Source organism: Vibrio sp. B1ASS3, from assembly GCF_905175355.1.
Taxonomy (GTDB): domain Bacteria; phylum Pseudomonadota; class Gammaproteobacteria; order Enterobacterales; family Vibrionaceae; genus Vibrio; species Vibrio owensii.
Genome location: NZ_HG992743.1, coordinates 793,422 through 810,510, shown reverse-complemented (window position 1 = coordinate 810,510; position 17,089 = coordinate 793,422). Strand labels below are relative to the sequence as shown.

The following is a 17,089-nucleotide window of genomic DNA, read 5'->3' as shown; positions in this document are numbered from 1 at the left end:
CCTATTGATTCTTCCAGTTGGGTTTACGTTTTTCTAAGAAGGCACGAACCCCCTCGGTTTGATCTTCGGTATCGAATAAGTTTAGAAACAGTTCTCGCTCTTTAATCAGACCATGTTTGAGTGGCGCTGAACGCATGTTTTGGATAAGCGCTTTGCACGCGGTTACCGAAGAAGGCGATTGATTGGCAACCGATTCTGCAAGCTCAATGGCTTTATTAAGCGCTCCACCTTTTTCCACCACTTCTTCCGCTAAGCCAAGTTCTCGCGCTTGTGCTGCACCGACTTGTTCGCCGCACAATATGATGCGTTTCGCCCAACCTTCACCGACTAATGCGGTTAGGTTTTGCGTACCACCAGCACAAGGCAATAAGCCCACTTTCGCCTCTGGCAGTGCCAGCACAGCTTGCTCTTCCACCACACGAATATCACATGCCAATGCGACTTCTAATCCGCCTCCCATGGCGTAACCGTTGATGGCAGCGATAGAAACCCCTCGAAATGCAGAGAGCGTTTCAAAGGCTTCGCCAAAGATACGCGCCATCTCTAACGCAACCGCTTTATCGCCATCAGCAAACAACTTGAGGTCTGCACCTGCAGAGAAAAACTTCTCACCATTCCCTGTGAGCACTAGAGCGTAAACGTCTTTATTGTCGTTTAACGCCAGCACTAACTCTTTCAACGCGGTTAAGCTTTGTGACGTCCAAGTATTGGCGGGCGGGTTGTTCATGGTCACCACCGCAACATGATTGCTGATGGTATGTTGAATCGCTTGTTGTTCTGTTAGTGACATATCTCTGAATCCTTTCCTTTCTTGGTGAAAATGACCTGAGCTTTATGAATAAAAGCAGAGCTTGTCGGCGCATTTATAGCAATGCCGACTCCTCTGCGAGCAATCGACGCGCGATGATCAACCGCATGATCTCGTTAGTACCTTCCAAAATTTGGTGTACTCGAACATCACGGAAATAGCGCTCCATTGGGTATTCTTTGATGTAACCGTAGCCACCGTAAAGTTGCAGTGCTTGGTCACAAACTTGAAAACCAACATCGGTTGCAAAGCGTTTTGCCATGGCACAATAAGTCGTGGCGTCTGGGTCACCTCGGTCTAACTTGCTGGCGGCGTAACGTACCAGTTGGCGAGCAGCGACAAGCTCGGTTGCCATGTCTGCCAGTTTGAACTGCAATGCTTGGAATTGAGCTAATGATTTGCCGAACTGTTTACGTTCTTGCATGTACTTTGCCGCTTGATTCAGCGCTTGTTGAGCCGTACCGACAGAACAGGTCGCAATGTTGATGCGTCCACCATCCAAACCTTTCATGGCGAACACAAACCCTTGCCCCTCTTCACCGAGTAAATGTGAGGCAGGAATAGAAACATTGTCGAAAGTCACCGCGCGTGTAGGCTGACTGTTCCAACCCATTTTCGGCTCTTTACGTCCGTAGCTAATCCCTTCTGCATCGGCGGGGACAACAAACGCAGATACGCCTTTCGCACCTGCATCGCCGGTTCTCGCCATCACGACTAAAACCTCAGTATCGCCTGCGCCGGAGATAAAGGTTTTGCCGCCATTGAGAATGTAGTTCTCGCCTTGCTTAGTCGCAGAAGTCGTTAGAGACGCCGCGTCCGAGCCTGCGTTTGGCTCGGTTAAACAATAAGATCCGAGAAATTCACCCGTAATGAGTTTTGGGCAAAACGTGTCTTTCACTTCATCAGTTGCAAAGCTCGCAACCATCCAAGTCACCATGTTGTGAATGGTCATAAACGCGGTGGTCGATGTGCACCCCATGGAGAGTTGCTCGAAAATGATAGACGCATCCAAACGGCTTAATCCCAAACCACCTTGCTCTTCTGGGGTGTAGAGGCTCAAGAAACCGAGTTCTCCTGCCTCTCGAAGAATGTCTTTCGGGAAGATTTGTTTCTCATCCCACTCTGCTGCCATTGGCGCTAAACGCTCTGCCGCAAACTGCTGAGCGGTGTCGGCAAACATACGTTGATCTTCGTTGAGTTCAAAATCCATATGAGCTCCTTACTTCGTTAGCGCAAGTTAATAGTGAGGTTTGGACCGATTGGGATATCGTCATCAAACCAACGAGCCGTCACGGTTTTGGTCTCGGTGTAGAAGCGCACCGCTTGTTTGCCGTAGGCGTGCAAATCACCGTAAAAACTGCCGCGCCACCCCGTAAATGAGAAGAATGGCAAAGGCACGGGAATCGGAACGTTCACACCTACCTGTCCGACTTGAATCTCATGTTGATACTTTCTCGCCGCCGCACCATTCGCAGTGAAGATAGAGGTGCCATTGCCGTATGGGTTGCGATTTACGAGATCTATCGCTTCTTGTAACGTGTCGACCTCAATACACACCAAAACAGGTCCGAAGATTTCTTGGGTGTAAATCGACATTTCGGTGGTGACGCCACTGAATAAGGTTGGACCAACCCAGTTACCCTCTGGGAAGCCTTCGACTTCGCATTGGCTACCATCAAGTTCACACACCGCGCCTTGTTGTTTGCCTTCTTCAATCAAACTAAGTACGCGCTGTTTTGCTTGTGCGCTGATCAAAGGACCATACGCGGCATTTTCGTCATCCCAAGCTCCGGGGTGCACTTTCGCCATTTCTTGTTTTAAATCGGCAATCCACTCTTTCGAACTGCCTACAAACACCGCAACGGATATCGCCATACAACGTTGCCCTGCCGCACCAACCGAAGAGCCAACTAAGTTGTTCACCACTTGGTTTTTGTTCGCATCTGGCATTACTACCATGTGGTTTTTCGCGCCAGCAAAGGCTTGAACACGTTTGAAGTTCTGTGTGCCTGTGATGTAGATGTATTGCGCTACGGGTACAGAACCAACGAAAGAAACGGCTTGGATGTCGGGATGTTTCAGCAACAAGTCGACTTGCTCTTTACGACCGTGCACGATTTGCAGCACACCTTTTGGTGCACCCGCTTCTTCGAACAACTCAGCCAAGCGAATGGACGTTAGCGGCACTTGTTCAGAAGGTTTCAGGACAAAGGTATTCCCGCTCGCAATCGCAATTGGGAACATCCACAAAGGGATCATGGCAGGGAAGTTAAACGGCGTAATGCCGCAGCACACCCCAAGCGGTTGAATCAGCGAGTAGCTGTCGATATCGGTCGCAACGTTCTCGACGGTTTCTCCCATCATGTTGCTGGCGATATTGGCAGCTTGCTCAACCACTTCGATACCACGCCACACATCCCCTTTTGCATCCGCAAAGATCTTGCCCGTCTCGTGAGACAGCAGCGTCGCCAATTCATCATGATGTTCTTTCAGTAGGTGTTGGTAGCGCAGCATTAAACGCGCACGCTCCGAAACAGCGACATCTTTCCAACAGGTAAAGGTGGCTTTTGCACTCTCAATGGCCGCGTGCATCTCTTCATCCGTTGCGCATGGCAAGCGCGCAATCACGTCATTGGTGGCAGGGTTTGTCACTTCTACCCAATCCGTTGCTTGAGATTCACGAAACTCACCATCGATGAATAAGGGAACCGTGCGAGTCATAATCTAGTCCTTTGTTAACGTTTGTCGTAATTGGAATTAAAGCGGTATCTCGATACCAATAGCAGTGGCTTCACCACCACCGATACACAGTGATGCAACACCTCGCATCACCTTTTTATTGTTGTTGTCGCCATCTACACCAAGCGATTGCAGTTGGCGCAGGCTATGAATGAGGGTCACTAAAATACGAGCTCCACTTGCGCCAATTGGATGCCCAAGCGCACACGCACCGCCTTTGATGTTTACTTTGTCTTTATCGATGCCTAACTGGCGTACCGCGATTTGCGTGACAACGGCGAAAGCTTCGTTGATCTCCCAAAGATCGACCTCGTCCACTGACCAATCGAGTTGAGATAACAACTGCTCTATTGCAAAGACGGGCGCGAGGGTAAATTCGGTGGGCTTTCTGGCGTGGGTCGAGTGCCCTTTGATGATTGCTAATGGCGTTAAACCTTGATGCTGTGCTACCTGCGAGTCCATTAATACTAAGGCAGCTGCGCCATCGGAAATCGCACTAGAGTTTGCAGCCGTCACCGAGCCGTTCGTATCGAACGCAGGTTTGAGTTGAGGGATCTTGTCGAGCTTGATGGAGCGTGGATGTTCATCGTAATCCAAAGTTGAAGCGCCATGACGAGTCGTGATTTCTATCGGCGAGATTTCGTCGTCAAACAGACGCTGCTCTTGCGCTTCCAGCGCTCTGGTCGCGGATAGGATTGCCCATTCATCCATTTGTTCACGGGTAAATTCAGAACGGTCAGCCGTTTGTTGCGCATAGACTCCCATCAAGTGCCCTTCATACGCATCTTGAAGACCGTCGAGAAACATATGGTCATAGGTAGATTGGTGACCCATTCGCATGCCATTACGTGCTTCTTTAAGCAGATACGGCGCATTGGTCATGCTTTCCATACCACCAGCGATGGCGCTGCGAATGCTGCCCGCTTTGATAAGATCGTGAGCCAGCATGACGCTTTTCATGCCAGAGCCACACACTTTATTGATGGTGGTACAGCCTGTCGTCAGCGGAAGATCTGCACCTAGCGCTGCTTGTCTGGCTGGTGCTTGTCCGCACCCTGCAGGTAGTACGCAGCCCATATAGACTTCGTCGACTTCGCTAACTCCGCTCGCGTCCATTGCCGCTTTGATAGCAAATGCCCCTAATTGAGGCGCTGAATAACCTTGTAACTGACCTTGAAAGCGCCCGATTGGCGTTCGCTTTGCACTGACAATCCAGATGTCGTTTCCCATGATTTCGTCCCTTCTGACGATAATTCACAGTTCACGAACTCATCTCTCACACCTGCTACCACGGAGCTTTCACACAGAATGTGGTATCACTCCAGCCTCTCATAAAACGATGAATTTTCGCACTGTGCTTTCTTGACGTTTACGTAAGCATAGCACTAACATTTACGTTAACGTAAAGAAACACATTAATAACAACACAATTTTACTCTCATGCTTTTAGCTAGCCCGTTTAGTTCAAGGCTTGAAGGGATTTTAAGAAGCCAAAACTATTCATTAGAGGGAAAAACCGAGTGGATAAATTCAAGATAAGTGACCTCGCCAAAGAGTTCGACATCACGACCCGAAGCATTCGTTTCTATGAGGATGTCGGGCTGATAGAGCCGGAACGAAAAGGCAACATTCGCGTGTATCAACGCAGAGATAAGATCCGTCTCAAGCTGATTTTACGTGGTAAGCGATTGGGCTTTTCGCTTGCGGAAATTCGAGAGTTGTTCGAGCTTTACGATACCCAACAAAGCGATGGACAGCTGCTTAAAATGCTAACCATTATTGATGAAAAACAAGCGCACTTACAGCAACAACTGGATGATATTAGCGTTGTAATGAACGAGCTAGAAACCGCCAAAGAGCGATGCAAGCAAGCGCTAAGCGACAATAAAACTAACAGCCAATAACTAAAAACTTGTAACGACGAAAACAAACAAGAATAACCATAATTTCCAAGCCCAAGCAGTGTAACTCGAACCTTATCCGTACTAATAAACGCAGTACTTTCAACAGGGAAATGTTATGAAAAGCAGCTACACCCCACTCAACTTTGGGCTTGGTGAAACCATCGATATGCTCCGAGACCACGTCAATGCGTTCGCCACCGAGCATATCGCCCCCATCGCCTCAGACATCGACCGCGATAACCAATTCCCCAATCATTTGTGGTCCAAGTTTGGTGAAATGGGTTTGCTCGGCGTAACCGTCGACGAAGAGTTTGGCGGTGCAGGCATGGGTTATCTTGCTCACGTTGTCGCGATGGAAGAGATCAGCCGAGCTTCGGCGTCTGTCGCGCTCAGTTACGGCGCGCATTCCAACCTTTGTGTTAACCAAATCTTTCGCAATGGCTCTCCTGCTCAACGAGAAAAGTACCTACCTAAACTCATTGATGGTTCTCACGTCGGTGCACTAGCCATGAGTGAGCCGAACTCAGGTTCTGATGTGGTTAGTATGCAGCTACGAGCCGAAGATAAAGGCGACCACTTTTTAATGAACGGCAACAAAATGTGGATCACCAATGGGCCCGACGCCGATACCTTAGTGGTTTACGCGAAAACCGATCCCAATGGCGGCTCTCGCGGCATCACCGCTTTCATTATTGAGCGAGAGTTTGAAGGCTTTAACCATGCACAGAAGCTCGACAAACTTGGTATGCGCGGCTCCAACACCTGCGAATTGGTGTTCCAAGATTGTGTCGTGCCAAAAGAAAATGTTTTAGGAGAGTTAAACCGTGGTGTCGAAGTGTTGATGAGTGGCTTGGATTACGAACGCGTGGTATTAGCAGCTGGACCGCTTGGCATCATGCAAGCCTGTATGGACGAAGTGGTTCCGTATGTTCATGACCGCAAGCAGTTCGGCAAATCCATCGGTGAATTCCAACTCGTGCAAGGAAAGCTCGCTGACATGTATTCACGCATGAACGCCGCCAAAGCTTATGTTTATGCTGTCGCAGCCGCCTGTGACCGAGGAGAATGTACACGTAAAGATGCCGCTGGCGTTATCCTTTACAGCGCCGAACTTGCCACACAAATGTCCCTCGATGCTATTCAGCTATTGGGCGGTAATGGCTACATCAACGAGTACGCGACTGGGCGTTTACTCCGTGACGCCAAATTGTATGAGATTGGTGCTGGCACTTCTGAAATCCGCCGCATGCTGATTGGACGAGAGTTGTTCGAAGAGTCTCGCTAACCCACCGACAAGGAAGTCACTATGGCAATCATTAAAAGTAAAACCAAGCCAACCGACGAGCTGTTTTTGTCGAATAAAGCGGTCATGACCGAGTTGGTAAACAACCTTAATGCCAATATTAAAGCCATCAAGCAAGGTGGCGGACAAAAAGCCATCGACCGCCAGCGCCTGAAAGGGAAACTGCCCGTTCGTGAGCGTGTCATGCTCCTTTTAGATGAAGGCAGCGAGTTTCTTGAAGTCGGACAATTCGCCGCGTGGAACGTCTACGAAGAATCAATTCCATGCGCAGGTGTCGTCGCGGGCATTGGCACCATTGAAGGCATTCAATGCATGGTGATCGCCAATGATCCTTCCGTCAAAGGCGGCACCTACTATCCACTCACGGTTAAAAAGCATCTGCGTGCGCAAGAGATCGCTCAACGTTGCCAATTACCTTGCGTCTATTTGGTGGATTCTGGTGGCGCAAATCTCCCTCATCAAGCGGAAGTCTTTCCTGATAAGGAGCACTTCGGACGTATTTTCTTCAATCAAGCCAGAATGTCTGCACAAGGTATCCCTCAAGTCGCAGTGGTTATGGGGCTTTGTACCGCTGGTGGCGCTTATGTACCTGCGATGGCGGACGTTTCCATTATGGTCAAAGAACAAGGCACCATCTTCTTAGCAGGTCCCCCGCTGGTAAAAGCCGCAACCGGAGAGATCGTCACCGATGAAGAATTAGGCGGTGCCGATGTGCATTGTCGCAAGTCTGGCGTTGCCGATTACTACGCGGAAAACGACCAACATGCATTGCAGCTTGCGCGCGAAGCTGTCTCCAATACCAATCAATCACTCCCTGTCCAAAGCGACAGAGCCGTCTTGCCACCACGTTATGACGCAGAAGAGATGTATGGCATCGTCAATGCGAATCTGCGCTTGTCTTTTGATGTTCGAGAGATCATCGCTCGTGTGGTCGATGACTCAGATTTTGATGAATTCAAAGCACTTTATGGCAAGACCTTAGTATGTGGCTTTGCGCGAATCCACGGCAATCTGATTGGCATTGTGGCAAACAACGGCATCTTGTTTTCTGAGTCCTCACAGAAAGGCGCGCACTTTATTGAACTGTGTGCCAAACGCAAAATTCCCCTACTGTTCTTGCAAAACATCACTGGGTTTATGGTGGGCAAAAAGCTTGAGGCGGAAGGCATTGCCAAGCACGGCGCGAAACTGGTGATGGCGGTTGCGTGTGCGGATGTGCCTAAGTTCACCGTGATTATTGGCGGCTCTTACGGTGCAGGCAACTACGGCATGTGCGGTCGTGCTTATGACCCAACCATGATGTGGATGTGGCCAAACGCACGAATCTCAGTAATGGGTGGAGAACAAGCCGCAGGCGTGCTCACTCAAGTGCGACGAGAAGTGAAAAAACGCCAAGGTGAAGAATGGCCAGAGCCCGAAGAAAGTGCATTCCGAGAATCTATCGTAGACTTGTATGAGTCTCAGGGGCATCCCTACTACGCCAGTGCGCGTTTATGGGATGATGGCATTATCGACCCGAAAGAGACGCGTCAAGTATTGGCTCAAGCCTTAAAAGCCGCGCTCAATGCGCCAATTCCTGACAGCAACTTTGGCATATTCAGAATGTAGCAATGTAGAGAAGAAAGGACGTCACATGCAGGATCATCAACCGAGTATTATCCCCAATACCCAACGACAAGATGAAGTACTTTGGAACGTCGATGAATTCGGCGTCGCAACGCTTACACTCAATCGCACAGAGAAGCACAATGCGTTTGATGCTTGCATGATTGATCTGCTGATCCACAGACTGGATTACCTCGCCTTGCGTACTGATGTTCGCTGCTTAGTGCTTCGAGGAAACGGCAAACATTTCTCCTCTGGGGCTGATTTGAATTGGATGAAATCCATGGCAAGTAGCACCAGAAAGCAAAACCTAGAAGACGCGCAGAACCTTGCACGTCTGATGCATACATTGGACGCTTTCCCTCAGCCTACTATTGCGGTTGTGCAAGGTTCCGCTTTTGGTGGTGCATTGGGCTTGATCTGTTGTTGTGATATCGCAATCGCAGCGGAGAATGCGAAGTTCTGCTTGAGTGAAGTCAAACTGGGGCTGGTTCCCGCAACCATCTCTCCTTATGTCATGCGAGCGATGGGCAACCGTCAAGCTCGTCGTTACATACTCAGCGCCGAAGTAATTAACGCTGACAAAGCAGAAAAGTTTGGCATTGTGCATGAGGTTCATAAGCTGGATAAAATCGAAGCCGTGGTAGAAAGCTTGATTGATTCGTTGCTGATCAATAGCCCAGATGCGATGCGAAAAGCCAAAGCCTTGTGTCATCAATGCCACCAAAATCCGATTGATGGTCAGCTTATCCAGTACACGAGCCAACTTATCGCCGACATTCGCGTATCGCCGCAAGGACAAGATGGCTTGCAAGCCTTTCTGGAGAAACGAGAACCGGGTTGGATAAACAAGCCAACTAAGGGCAAAAAATGAATTTGCCAAACAAGGTAAATATTGTCGAAGTAGGTGCGAGAGACGGTCTGCAAAACGAATCACCGGTGTCCACGCAAGCCAAGATCCGCTTAATCGACCTGCTCTCGGATACAGGGCTCACCCATATTGAGGCAGGCTCTTTTGTGTCGCCTAAATGGGTACCTCAAATGGCGGATTCGCTTGATGTGATGAAGAAAATCACCCGCCGCCACAACGTCATCTACTCAGCACTAACGCCTAATGTGCAAGGCTTTGAGAAAGCATTGGAAGCCGGCGCTACCCAAGTCGCCATCTTCACCTCCTCATCGGAGGGCTTTTGCCAACACAATATCAATTGCTCGATTGCGGATAGTCTTACCCGCTTTGAACCAGTAATGGAATTGGCAGCAAAGCATAACATTCCCGTTCGGGGTTACTTATCTTGCGTGGCAGATTGCCCGTACGATGGACCAACCAAGCCCGAGCAAGTCGCAAGAGTCGCCAACCTACTGATGGAATTAGGCTGCTATGAGGTTTCACTTGGAGACACCATAGGTACAGGCACGCCGATACGCATCGCTAAAATGTTAGAAGCCGTGCAAGTAAAAGTCCCAACCCACAAGCTTGCGGTGCATTTTCACGACACATGGGGACAAGCATTGGCGAATATCTACCAAGCCTTAACGATGGGCATCAATACCATCGATAGTAGTGTGGCTGGGCTTGGTGGCTGCCCTTATGCTCATGGCGCGTCAGGTAATGTTGCCACCGAAGATGTGCTCTACCTTTGCCAAGGCTTAGGAATCGAGACCGGAGTAGATTTGGAGTTGCTGGCAAAAGCCGGATGGATGATCAGCGAAGAGTTAAACCGCCAGCCGACCTCAAAAGTCTCACTGGCGTTAAAGCAGCACTAGATCTCGTAATTCGCTTTGATACCGATATCAAAATGCAGCGGCATACGCCACTTAGCAAAAGACAGAAAGCCCATGACTAATCCAGCCAACAACATAGTAATGGCAGCAAGGATTGGAAGGTTAAACCATAATGCAAACGTTGCTACAGCGAGAAACGCGGGCACCATCTTCAAGCCTGGCACTTTAAAGCAAAAAGACTCTTTAAGCGCAATGCCCGAAAAGGTCACAAAGATAAAGCCAAGCCCTAACCAAGTGCGCTGAAACTCCAAGTCACTCACCATCAATACCAAACCAATCCAAGACGCCCAACTGATCACGGCACGTACGTGTTTGCTGTAAACGTGAACGTTCGCGGCAGATAACGCACCAGCCACACAAAGCGCAATGACTGAGGTTTGGTAAACCAATGGTGAACTAGAAATTGCACCAGAGACAAGAACCGAAAAAACAAGCAGCGCCATAGCAAACAAAGTAATACCAAAGCGATACAAGCACACGCTGATTTTATCGAGTGAATCCAGCGTCTCTTGATGTTCTGTGTTTGCCATGGAAAGCATCCTGCCTAGAAATGAAAAGGAACAAAAAGCCAACGAGGGTGAAATCGTTGGCTCTATAAACTTAATTACGCCCGTTTGGGAAAGCGAAGTTTACCGCCAGTTCGGTAGATCACCAAAGAGAATAAGATAAGTGCGCAGCCGACAAGTTTATTAGAGGTCAGCACTTCGCCATACCAAATCACACTCAGAATTACAGTCCAGACAGGTTCAAGGATCATAATCAGTGCAGCGTTACCCGCTTGGACAAACTTTTGCCCCATGGTTTGCATCACGTAACGTAGACTGGTTGCCAAAAGCGTGCTCAACGCAAACCAAATCCAGATAGATGTGCTTACCTCTGTTGGCACCGTTTCCACCAACGATGAAATCAGCAAACCAATCAAACCCGTGACGAACAGCTGAATACAGGTTAGCAACAACACAGGCAATTTTTGCGAATACTTGCTGTTTACGTTGAAGTGCAAAGCGAGCATCAAAGCCGCGCCCAAGAACCAAAGCTGACTGCTAGATTGTTGCCAACCACCAGCCAAAGACAAACATCCTAGGCCAAGAATCGCGATCGGCAGTGAAACCCAAAAAATTCTTTGAGGTCTTTGACGAAACATAATCCAAGCGACAATGGGTACGAACAGCATTGACAGGCTCATGATGAATGCGCCCTCACCTAACGTGTCACTGATTGAAATCGCGTAGATCCAACACATCAGTGCGCCACCTAAAAGCACACCTACGCCTGCCGCGGCAAAAATATCTTTCTTATTGGCAGCACGAAGTGGTTTGATACACAGAGGCAACAAACACAGTGACGCGATGGTGAATCGCAGACCGATAAATCCGAATGGTGGGAGACCTTGAATGGTTTCTTTGGAGAAGATCCACCCTAATGCCGCGATCATCGTAGTAGCGACGAGCACGAATGCAGCTTTGCGTTCTGAGTTAAACATAATTACTCACAAAAAAAGACCCTGCGAGGGATTCGTCAGGGGTTTATTTATCATTGATTTTAATGCGTGATAGCTAGTTATATTTGCATCGCAAATGCTGACAGGATGTGTAATTAGATTGGAGGAAGTTAACGTTTGCGAAACGCTCACAGTATACATTGTGACATGCTTCTCATCGAGTAAATTGCTGTGAAATCCCTTCATTATTTTTGTGGTTTATGTGGTTAACGAAAACGCTCACAATCAGGTTTTAGCTCAAATAATATACGGAATAATCTCATCATCTGTTGGTGTTCAAAATGCTAAAATCGGAACACAGTAGAACAGACGACAGGAGGTGCTTTATGAGACACTCAACCGTACTCTTTTTCATTCTGATCGCCCTGCTTATTCTGGCGCCAATGGTGCTTGGTTCGTTGTTTAATCTTGTCTCTTCATTACGCATCGGCAGCATCGAGGCTGACCCAATTTCCATCACTCATATCTACGACATGATGATGTACCGTGGACGTTAGTTTGTTTTTATAACTCTCTCTTTCACAACCGCTCTTGCCTCAAATCATGAGCGGTTTTCAATTTCACGCCTTCTTTCCAAAACCGCCGCTTAACGCTTCTAATTCAATAAAACTCACCACTTTTCACATGTGTATCGCTAAGCGATTCTTTTCACTTTAGTTTTATTGAGATTGATTTTGTCCAATCCACAAGCCTCACACGTATTAGTAATTAAATTCACAACTAAATCGGCTCGTACGTAGCGATATTGCCAGTACCTGCTTACTCTTTAACCTACAACTATAAAAAATACGCCAGTGCATTCACGCCACCAATAACAGTGAAAATCTGGAATATCAGCGCCCAAGTTAGTGAAACACGCATTCAAATTACTAGGGAATCAGTGATGAGATTAAAGAACACCCAAAACATGAGCGCAGCTTTGAGGACGGCTCTCGTCGCCGCTGTGTGCTTCTCTCCCCTCACCTTTGCTGCAGAAGGTGATGAGCAATTCGAAGTCGGCAAAGAAAAAGCGAAAGTTTGTATGACTTGTCATGGTGTCGATGGCATATCGACCATTGATGCGTACCCAAACTTACGCGGCCAGAACAAAACCTATCTGATTTCTTCCCTAAAGGACTACAAAGCAAGGGAGCGAACCAGTGGTCTCGCAGTGCTAATGCAACAGCAGGCCGACGCGCTTTCTGATCAAGACATTGAAGACATTGCCCACTATTACTCTCAGCTAGGCAAAGAAGCTCAACCTTAAACGAGGAGCGTTCTTATGGAACAAGCAGCAACTCAATACAACACCAAAGTTGTGAAGTATTTTGTGTTGGCATCGTTAGTTTGGGCTATCGTCGGGATGATCATTGGTGTGATCCTCGCGGCACAGTTGTATTGGCCAGTACTCAACTTCGATTCTCAATACTTCCAATTCGGTCGACTCAGACCGCTACACACTTCCGGCGTGATATATGGCTTTGTCGTCAACATTTTGATGGGTACCTCTCTCTACATCGCTCAACGCACCGGACGCTGTAATCTCTTTAACCAAAGCTTATCTTGGATGGTTTTCTGGGGTTGGCAACTGGTACTCTTTTTGGCGTTAATCAGTCTGCCCGCAGGCTACACAACATCAAAAGAGTACGCTGAGTTAGAGTGGCCGATCGACCTTCTTATCGTCTTAGTCTGGGTGCTCTACGCAGTGTTGTTCTTTGGCACGATTGCCAAGCGGAAAGTTGATCATATCTTCGTTGCCAACTGGTTCTTCGCCGCCTTTATCATTGTGATAGCGATGATCTTCATCGTGAACAATCTGGCTATGCCCGTCTCTCTGATGAAGTCCTATTCTGTGTTTGCCGGAGCGCAAGACGCCATTGTGCAATGGTGGTGGGGTCACAATGCAGTGGGCTTCTTACTGACTGCAGGTGTGATAGGTATGAACTATTACTTCATACCAAAGCCGCAGACCGCCCTATTTACTCTTACCGCTTGTCTGTTATCCACTTTTGGGGCTTGGTTGGTTTTTACACTTGGGCAGGTACCCACCATTTGGTTTATTCATCGGTACCTATTTGGGTGCAAAACATCGGCATCATCATGTCACTCATTCTTTGGCTACCATCTTGGGCTGGCGCTTTCAACAGTGCGATGACGCTGCTTCAAAACAAAGAGAAGCTCAAGTCTGATTACATTTGCCTGTTCTTCTTCTCGGCCATTCTTTACTACTGCTTGGCTACATTTGAAGGGCCTCTACTGGCGATTCGTTGGTTCAATATGCTCGCGCACAACACTGAATGGGTCATCGGCCACGTTCATTCTGGGGCATTAGGTTGGGTAGGCATGTCCGGTATAGCGGTGTTCTACTACTTCATCCCTCGTCTATGGAACAAAACCGAGTTGTGGTCGAAGCGTTTGATCAAGTGGCATTTCTGGCTAGCGCATGCTGGTGTTGCGATTTACGCCATCGCGCTATGGGTTGCTGGCATTGGCGAAGGCTACATGTGGCTAACTCAGAACGAGAATGGCGAACTGGTTTACAGCTTTATTGAAGCCATGAACTTCAAAGCGCCATGGTTGTTCCTGCGGTTCTTTGGGGGTGCACTCTTTGTACTTGGCTTATTCCTGATGGCATTCAACTTGTACAAAACCGTGCGTTCTCCATCGATGTTAGTGGCAAAGGAGGCATAAGATGAGCAAAGACTTTACTCACTCAGTGGTCATCTTGATCATCACTACGGTGGTTGTGGCCTCCTTCTCACTCGCGGTTTGGGTTGTGCCGAATATTCTTCGCACTGACGATATCGCCAAAGGCAGTTTAGCCAAGCCTTTAACCGCCATTGAGCTTGCTGGTCGCGATATCTACATGAGTGAAGGGTGTCATGTCTGTCACACGCAGATGGTTCGTCCTCTAGAGCCGGAGACCAAACGTAATGGTCGTGCAAACAAAGAATCAGATGATATTTATGAATTCCCTAATCTATGGGGCTCAAAGCGTACAGGTCCGGACTTAACCAATCTTGGCCGTAAATACTCTGACCAATGGCATGTATTGCATCTCATCGATCCTCGTCAGGTCATTCCAACGTCCATAATGCCGGCCTACCCTTGGCTGTTCGAACAAACACTCTCGGGCGATACAATTGGCGACAAGATGGAGACACTACGCATACTAGGGGTTCCATACACAGACCAAGAAATTTCCGATGCGCGCTTACAAGTTCGCGGTAAAACCAAAGGCGAAGCGCTGATCCGTTATCTTCAAAGCCTTGGTCAAGATACAGCACAGGAGGTGGCACCATGAGCACATTCTGGAACTGGTGGGCCGTTGCCTGCACCATAATCTTCTTCGTCTTAATGGTGGGCGTTATCGTAAAGTATTGGCGAAGTAACCACAAAGCGGACCAAGACCACACTATCGCCTCTTTTGATGGGATAGATGAAAAGGACGCACCACCACCTAAGCTCCTCTTCGTTAGTTACGCTGTCGCGTTTTTACTCTCTGTGGGGTATTTGGTTCTGTATCCGGGGCTTGGTGAATGGAAAGGCTTGGCAAACTATGACCAAGCGGACGACAAACTTAGCTCACCATCAACCACACTCGACCAGCAATTCAGCCAAGTAACCGATACCTCTTTGGCGGCACTTGCGCAAGATGCCGACATCGTTCGTAGCGGTCGTATGTTGTTTCAAACCCATTGCGCAGCTTGTCATAGAGATAATGCACAAGGTCAAAAACACTTCCCTAACCTTATCGACAAAGAATGGATGTACGGCGGTGATGATGAAGCCGTCATTCATTCCATCGCGAAAGGCCGTAACGGTGCGATGCCCGGTTGGGTTGAAGTGATGAGAAAGGACGAAGTGGACAAGATTTCTTACTATCTTGCGTCGCTCAATCAACGCCACAGCAACGTACCTGAAGTGAAGATCGAATTAGGTAAAAACCTATTCGCTCAATATTGTTCTTCTTGTCACGGCGATGGCTCACTTGCCAATCAACAAACTGGTGTTCCAGATTTGTCAGACAGCGTATGGCTTCATGGTGGCAGTATTGAAGAGATTCAGCACACCATCAATTACGGTTTAAATAACTTGATGCCAGCGTTTGAAAATCAACTCTCAGAACACGAAATCCTCGCGATTGGAGCCTACATTCGCAAAGCTGGCGAAGAGGAAGAGCAGAAACTCGCAGCACTTAACGCTCAATCAGTCGAACGTGGTGAATATCTCGCACACGCGGGGGATTGTGTGGCTTGTCACAGTGCAGAAGGTGGTGAACCTTTTGCCGGCGGTCTACCGTTTGTTACGCCATTTGGCACCATCTATTCGACCAATATTACTCCTCATGCTAGTGAAGGAATTGGTGAATACGATTACGACAACTTTCGTGATGCTCTGGTACACGGTAAAGGCAAACATGGTTACTTGTACCCAGCGATGCCTTACACCTCTTATCAATACCTCACGGAACAAGACATGACGGATTTGTGGGAATATATGCAGTCTATCCCTGCCGTCGCCCGTCGTAACGATGAAAACCACATGATGTTCCCATCAAACATTCGCCTTGGTCTCCTTGGCTGGAACATTGTCTTTATGGACACCGACCCTATCGACTACAGCCTACCTTCAGAGCTTGAGGGTACGGTGGAAGACGTAGAGAAGTGGCAAAAAGGCAAATACTGGGTTGCAGGCTTAGGACACTGCTCAGAGTGCCACACGCCGCGTAATATTGCGCAAGCATTGATTCCTGAGCGCATCTTCCAAGGTAACTTGATAGACGGCTGGAACGCACCTGACATTACCTCTACGGAGCTGTACGTGGGTGGTTGGGATGAAAAGACACTGACCGACTTCTTGCACACAGGTCATTCAGACAAAGGCACTGCTTTTGCCGGGATGGCTGACGTGGTCAAAAACAGTTTGAGTTTAATGACTCGCGAAGACGTTGAATCCATGTCCTACTATCTTCTCAATGGGGACGTAAACAACTTCATTGCCGCAGATGCCGTTCCTTTAGAGCCTAAAGGGTTTGATGAAGCGGCTTATCAAGAGCCAATCTATGCCACCTACAAGCAAACATGTGGAGCATGCCATGGTAACGATGGTCAAGGGCGAGACCCAATAGCACCAACGCTCTTGAACAACGGCATTATCATGCACAGCGACCCGTTCAACACCATTGCAGTAACGGTACGTGGCCTACAGCCAACTTACATCGACCCAGATCGTAACTTTATGCCAATGGCAAGTTTTGAGGACATCCTCTCTGACGCTCGATTGGCAGAGTTGATTACCTTTGTACGCAAACACCTTGGCGACCAGCAAACGCCAGTCACCGCAGCTGACGTTCGTGATGTGAGGGAAACCTTGGAAGAAGCGGGTTACGCAGGCGGTCTACACACCACACCGGAAATGTACGACAGACGCGACAACAACATACATATCAAGTAACACACCAC

16 protein-coding genes and 1 pseudogene are annotated in these 17,089 nt (G+C 48.4%); 11 read left to right on the top strand and 6 right to left on the bottom strand.

The features are described from left to right. Window position 1: 1 nt before the first annotated feature. The 4 genes from KJB05_RS22105 to KJB05_RS22090 all read right to left on the bottom strand — a co-directional run bounded on the left by KJB05_RS22105 (window position 2) and on the right by KJB05_RS22090 (window position 4,777). A complete protein-coding gene (locus KJB05_RS22105) occupies window positions 2–790 on the bottom strand; it encodes an enoyl-CoA hydratase (protein WP_020197246.1) in 789 nt (262 codons plus the stop codon). A gap of 73 nt (window positions 791–863) precedes the next feature. After that, entirely contained in the window at window positions 864–2,018 is a 1,155-nt protein-coding gene (locus KJB05_RS22100; RefSeq protein WP_208444704.1) for an acyl-CoA dehydrogenase family protein, read from the bottom strand. A gap of 17 nt (window positions 2,019–2,035) precedes the next feature. Then, entirely contained in the window at window positions 2,036–3,529 is a 1,494-nt protein-coding gene (locus KJB05_RS22095) for a CoA-acylating methylmalonate-semialdehyde dehydrogenase (RefSeq protein ID WP_208444705.1), read from the bottom strand. Between the two features lie 36 nt (window positions 3,530–3,565). Beyond that, complete coding sequence (locus tag KJB05_RS22090; protein WP_208444706.1) at window positions 3,566–4,777, bottom strand: thiolase family protein; 1,212 nt, start codon at window positions 4,775–4,777, stop codon at window positions 3,566–3,568. A 290-nt stretch (window positions 4,778–5,067) separates the two neighbouring features. Between KJB05_RS22090 and KJB05_RS22085 the strand changes: the two genes are divergently transcribed. The 5 genes from KJB05_RS22085 (at window position 5,068) to KJB05_RS22065 (ending at window position 10,126) form a co-directional block, all read left to right on the top strand. Next, on the top strand, window positions 5,068–5,451 hold the full coding sequence (locus tag KJB05_RS22085) for a MerR family DNA-binding transcriptional regulator (protein ID WP_009704658.1): 384 nt from the start codon (window positions 5,068–5,070) through the stop codon (window positions 5,449–5,451). A 115-nt stretch (window positions 5,452–5,566) separates the two neighbouring features. After that, on the top strand, window positions 5,567–6,736 hold the full coding sequence (locus tag KJB05_RS22080; RefSeq protein WP_208444707.1) for an isovaleryl-CoA dehydrogenase: 1,170 nt from the start codon (window positions 5,567–5,569) through the stop codon (window positions 6,734–6,736). 21 nt (window positions 6,737–6,757) lie between these two features. Then, a complete protein-coding gene (locus tag KJB05_RS22075) occupies window positions 6,758–8,362 on the top strand; it encodes a carboxyl transferase domain-containing protein (protein WP_208444708.1) in 1,605 nt (534 codons plus the stop codon). A gap of 25 nt (window positions 8,363–8,387) precedes the next feature. Next, window positions 8,388–9,233 (top strand): enoyl-CoA hydratase-related protein, encoded by an 846-nt coding sequence (locus KJB05_RS22070; protein ID WP_208444709.1) that lies wholly within the window; start codon window positions 8,388–8,390, stop codon window positions 9,231–9,233. Then, window positions 9,230–10,126 (top strand): hydroxymethylglutaryl-CoA lyase, encoded by an 897-nt coding sequence (locus KJB05_RS22065; protein ID WP_208444710.1) that lies wholly within the window; start codon window positions 9,230–9,232, stop codon window positions 10,124–10,126. The genes KJB05_RS22070 and KJB05_RS22065 overlap by 4 nt, the downstream gene beginning before the upstream one ends. On the opposite strand, the gene KJB05_RS22060 is transcribed toward KJB05_RS22065, so the two are convergent. Continuing rightward, window positions 10,123–10,674, bottom strand: a complete 552-nt coding sequence (locus tag KJB05_RS22060; RefSeq protein ID WP_045402558.1) for a DUF2301 domain-containing membrane protein — start codon at window positions 10,672–10,674, stop codon at window positions 10,123–10,125. The genes KJB05_RS22065 and KJB05_RS22060 overlap by 4 nt on opposite strands. Window positions 10,675–10,748: 74 nt before the next feature. Next, on the bottom strand, window positions 10,749–11,627 hold the full coding sequence (locus KJB05_RS22055; RefSeq protein WP_005440674.1) for a DMT family transporter: 879 nt from the start codon (window positions 11,625–11,627) through the stop codon (window positions 10,749–10,751). A gap of 344 nt (window positions 11,628–11,971) precedes the next feature. Between KJB05_RS22055 and KJB05_RS22050 the strand changes: the two genes are divergently transcribed. The 6 genes and pseudogenes from KJB05_RS22050 (at window position 11,972) to KJB05_RS22030 (ending at window position 17,081) form a co-directional block, all read left to right on the top strand. After that, a complete protein-coding gene (locus KJB05_RS22050) occupies window positions 11,972–12,142 on the top strand; it encodes a hypothetical protein (RefSeq protein WP_009704664.1) in 171 nt (56 codons plus the stop codon). Between the two features lie 386 nt (window positions 12,143–12,528). Beyond that, window positions 12,529–12,891 carry a cytochrome c gene (locus KJB05_RS22045; RefSeq protein WP_020197235.1) on the top strand — a complete coding sequence of 121 codons (363 nt, stop codon included), beginning with the start codon at window positions 12,529–12,531 and terminating at the stop codon, window positions 12,889–12,891. 15 nt (window positions 12,892–12,906) lie between these two features. Continuing rightward, window positions 12,907–13,686 (top strand): annotated as a pseudogene (locus KJB05_RS28805) (cbb3-type cytochrome c oxidase subunit I); the annotation flags it as partial. Beyond that, on the top strand, window positions 13,617–14,315 hold the full coding sequence (locus KJB05_RS28800; protein WP_244868333.1) for a cbb3-type cytochrome c oxidase subunit I: 699 nt from the start codon (window positions 13,617–13,619) through the stop codon (window positions 14,313–14,315). The pseudogene KJB05_RS28805 and the gene KJB05_RS28800, both read left to right, overlap by 70 nt. Window position 14,316: 1 nt before the next feature. Then, window positions 14,317–14,928: a cbb3-type cytochrome c oxidase subunit II gene (locus KJB05_RS22035; protein ID WP_208444711.1), complete on the top strand. Its 612-nt coding sequence runs from the start codon at window positions 14,317–14,319 to the stop codon at window positions 14,926–14,928. Beyond that, window positions 14,925–17,081: a cytochrome c gene (locus KJB05_RS22030; RefSeq protein WP_208444712.1), complete on the top strand. Its 2,157-nt coding sequence runs from the start codon at window positions 14,925–14,927 to the stop codon at window positions 17,079–17,081. Before KJB05_RS22035 ends, KJB05_RS22030 begins: the two co-directional genes overlap by 4 nt. Window positions 17,082–17,089 lie beyond the last annotated feature (8 nt).